Origin of the sequence: Mycobacterium sp. (genome assembly GCF_044370595.1) — a bacterium.
Lineage (GTDB): Bacteria > Actinomycetota > Actinomycetes > Mycobacteriales > Mycobacteriaceae > Mycobacterium.
The window spans coordinates 1-2,812 of record NZ_JBILVF010000255.1 but is presented as its reverse complement, the minus strand read 5'-3'; the positions used below and the strand labels follow the sequence as shown (position 1 = coordinate 2,812).

At 64.4% G+C, this 2,812-nt stretch carries 4 protein-coding genes and 1 pseudogene; all 5 read left to right on the top strand.

Annotation, left to right across the window (positions count from 1 at the left end; genetic code table 11):
• Positions 1 to 567, top strand: a pseudogene (locus ADBZ5N_RS18500) (hypothetical protein); the annotation flags it as partial.
• 140 nt (positions 568 to 707) lie between these two features.
• Positions 708 to 1,013 (top strand): WXG100 family type VII secretion target, encoded by a 306-nt coding sequence (locus tag ADBZ5N_RS18495; protein WP_526259996.1) that lies wholly within the window; start codon positions 708 to 710, stop codon positions 1,011 to 1,013.
• A gap of 34 nt (positions 1,014 to 1,047) precedes the next feature.
• Positions 1,048 to 1,335, top strand: a complete 288-nt coding sequence (locus tag ADBZ5N_RS18490; RefSeq protein WP_526259994.1) for a WXG100 family type VII secretion target — start codon at positions 1,048 to 1,050, stop codon at positions 1,333 to 1,335.
• Between the two features lie 71 nt (positions 1,336 to 1,406).
• Positions 1,407 to 2,240: an ESX secretion-associated protein EspG gene (locus ADBZ5N_RS18485; RefSeq protein WP_526259992.1), complete on the top strand. Its 834-nt coding sequence runs from the start codon at positions 1,407 to 1,409 to the stop codon at positions 2,238 to 2,240.
• 45 nt (positions 2,241 to 2,285) lie between these two features.
• Positions 2,286 to 2,812: nucleotide-binding protein (locus ADBZ5N_RS18480; protein ID WP_526259998.1), on the top strand; the 527-nt coding region annotated here is incomplete at its 3' end.

The following is a 2,812-nucleotide window of genomic DNA, read 5'->3' as shown; positions in this document are numbered from 1 at the left end:
GCTCCGGCCGGAGCCGCCGGTCAAGTCGGCCAACTGGCCACATCGATGACTCAGCCGTTGCAGTCGTCGCTGCAGCCGTTGATGGGCATGTTCCAGGCGCCGGTACAGGCCCTCCAAAGCCTGTCGAGCTTGCCGCAATCACTGGGGCAACTGACCGGGCACTCTGCCGCCGCATCACCCGGCGCGGCCGAGTTCCCGTCAGCGACGCTCGCCGCAGCCGGCTCCCCCGGCGGGCTCGGCTCAGGTGGCGGAGCATCGGCCGGATTGGGCGCGGTGGGCAGTGCCGGTGCCGTTAGCGCTGGCAGCGTTCCCGGGCCTGGACTCACCAGCTACACCAGGCCCACCAGCACCTTCGCTCCGGAGACCAGCGGCAGGCCGGTGGGACTCAAATCGGGCTTACTCAGCGCCGCTGACCTTCGTGGATCGACGACGACCACGGCGGGTGGTCCGGTGCCGGTGTCACCTGCTCCCGCCGGAATGCTCGGCCAGAGCAAGGGCTCGGATGCCAAAGAGGACGTTTCCCATGCACGGATCGTCGTGCCCGCTAGCCCGCAGAAGCTCAGCTAGCTAATTTCAGATTAAAGGGGGTCTTTCCTAATCCGATTTGCCACAGGGGTGAAGTGACAGGTCCCCGCACCCGTCCAATACTCGAAACGCCCGCAAGGGTCGCAGTCGACCACCGTCACCAACCAGCGAAGGAAGAACATATGACACTCGTCGTAACACCCGAGGTGCTGCGCACCACCCAACAGGCCATTGAGGCTGCCCTCCAGCAGGCAACCGCGATCGCCAACGGATACCTCAGCAGCCACGAGGGCCTCGGTGCTGCTGTCTGGGGTGGTCAGGCATCGCTGGCGTCGGTAAACACCGCCGCCCAGGTCAATTCGGATCTGCAGCAGACCATTACTGGCGGCACTCGCCTGGCACATGGACTGAGCCAGGCCGCATCGCTGATGGAGCAGCACGAAGCCGACTCGGCCAACAGCCTCACCACTTTCGCCGCCAACGCCTGATCGCCGAATCTTCTCATCCCAGAAAGGACAACCAATGTCAGATAACATCACGTACAACCACGGCGCAGTCGCCGACTTCGCCTCCGATGTCGGCGCCCGATCAGCCCAGCTGATGGAAATTCACGACGATATCGCTCAGCGCACCAACGCTATCGCCGACTTCTTCCAGGGCTCTGCCGCGACGTCATTCCACGAAGCGCAGATGCAGATGCTGCACGGGTTGCAGGGACTGATCCAGACCATGAACCGACACGGACAGACCATCAGCAGCGTCAACGAGGGCGCCCACAGCACCGACATCCAGATGAGCAACTTGTTCTAAACCGCACGACTGGACAGGCCGGTCGGGCGCACGGCGTGCGCCCTTCCGTCTGTCAGTCCCCAAGGAAGACGATGTTGACGACGACGCTAGATGGACTGTGGGCACTGCAGGTGCTCGCCGGGACCGAAGTGCTGGCGCCCGAACTCGGCCTTCGCCCGCATCTGCCCAGCGCTGAAGAGAGGGCGACGGCGCTGGCACATCCGGTCGCCGAAGAACTGCGGTTCGCCGGTGTGATCGACGCACACGGTGTGGTGGACGGGGCCGTTCTGGAGTGGCTCACCGTGCTGTCTCGACGCGATGCCGCGGTGTTGCTCTACGTGCAGACTCCAAACGGGCGAGACACAGCGGAGCGGATTCTGCTTGCACGGTTCGCGCAGTGGTGGGTCAGCCTCGAACGATGTGGGACACAGGTCCGCCTCAGCGGAGCCGGAACCGCAACCAGCGAGCAGTCCGCAGGCCTGCTGATCAACAGCCAGATCGAGCGGATCTGCGGTCAGATGCCCCCCGCCGCCCTCAGGCCGGTCACCCTTGACTCCGCCGAATTGCTCTCTTCTGTAAAGGATTCAGCCAGCCTGCGCAGCTTCCTCCACGGCCAGACGATCGATAGCGACCAGATTGCCATCCTCACCATGGCGGCTGACGACACCCGCTCCGCGCAAGCTTCGGTCGTCGCCGTCCAGTCCGGTGCAGGTGGTGGACCCACCCGATCGCACATCGAGGCCGGGACGGTAACGATTATTGACACCCCGAAGGGCCGACTGGTGTCCGAACACGTTCGGCACGGGGAGAAGCGCTGGATGATCATCAGTCCCGGATCACCCGTCACCATCGCATCCGCCGTGCTTTCCATGCTGCGCAACCTGCCCGCGCAGGAGCAGTGGCATTCCTACAGAAAGGTTGTCTAGGTGAGCAGTCCCTGGAATGAGCAGGTTCACGCCACGGACCCGCATATCGAACTCCAGCGTGGACCGTCCGGGTCGCTGCACGCCGAGGGCTTCGCCGACTCGGTCTCCGGCACGCTGCGTATTTCCGACCTGGTGGCGCCCCGCAAGATCCCGCCTGGGTCGGGCTGGAGAAAGCTTGTCTACAACGTTTCCGGCAAGACGCTCAATCCCGGTGAATCGCGGGCCGAGCGGCACTATCGGGAACTGCGTGAACGTATCCGCCGGCATATCCGCAAGCAGTACGTGATCGCGTTTGTCTCCGGGAAGGGCGGCGTCGGCAAGACGACGATGACGGCCTGCGTCGGCGGTGTCTTCCGCGAGTGCCGGCCGGAGAATGTGGTCGCGATCGATGCCGCACCCGGTTTCGGGACTTTGGCGGGCCGCATCGACGAGGCGCCCCCCGGCGACTACGCCGCGGTGCTCAACGACACCGACGTCCAAGGCTACGCCGACATTCGAGAACATCTCGGGCAGAACACCATCGGTCTGGATGTCCTGGCTGGGAACCGTTCGTCTGATCAGCCGCGGCCGTT

Bases quoted from the DNA above. Each gene is read 5' to 3' on its own strand.
- ADBZ5N_RS18495 (WP_526259996.1), top strand. From the start codon at position 708: ATGACACTCGTCGTAACACCCGAGGTGCTGCGCACCACCCAACAGGCC.
- ADBZ5N_RS18490 (WP_526259994.1), top strand. From the start codon at position 1,048: ATGTCAGATAACATCACGTACAACCACGGCGCAGTCGCCGACTTCGCC.
- ADBZ5N_RS18485 (WP_526259992.1), top strand. From the start codon at position 1,407: ATGTTGACGACGACGCTAGATGGACTGTGGGCACTGCAGGTGCTCGCC.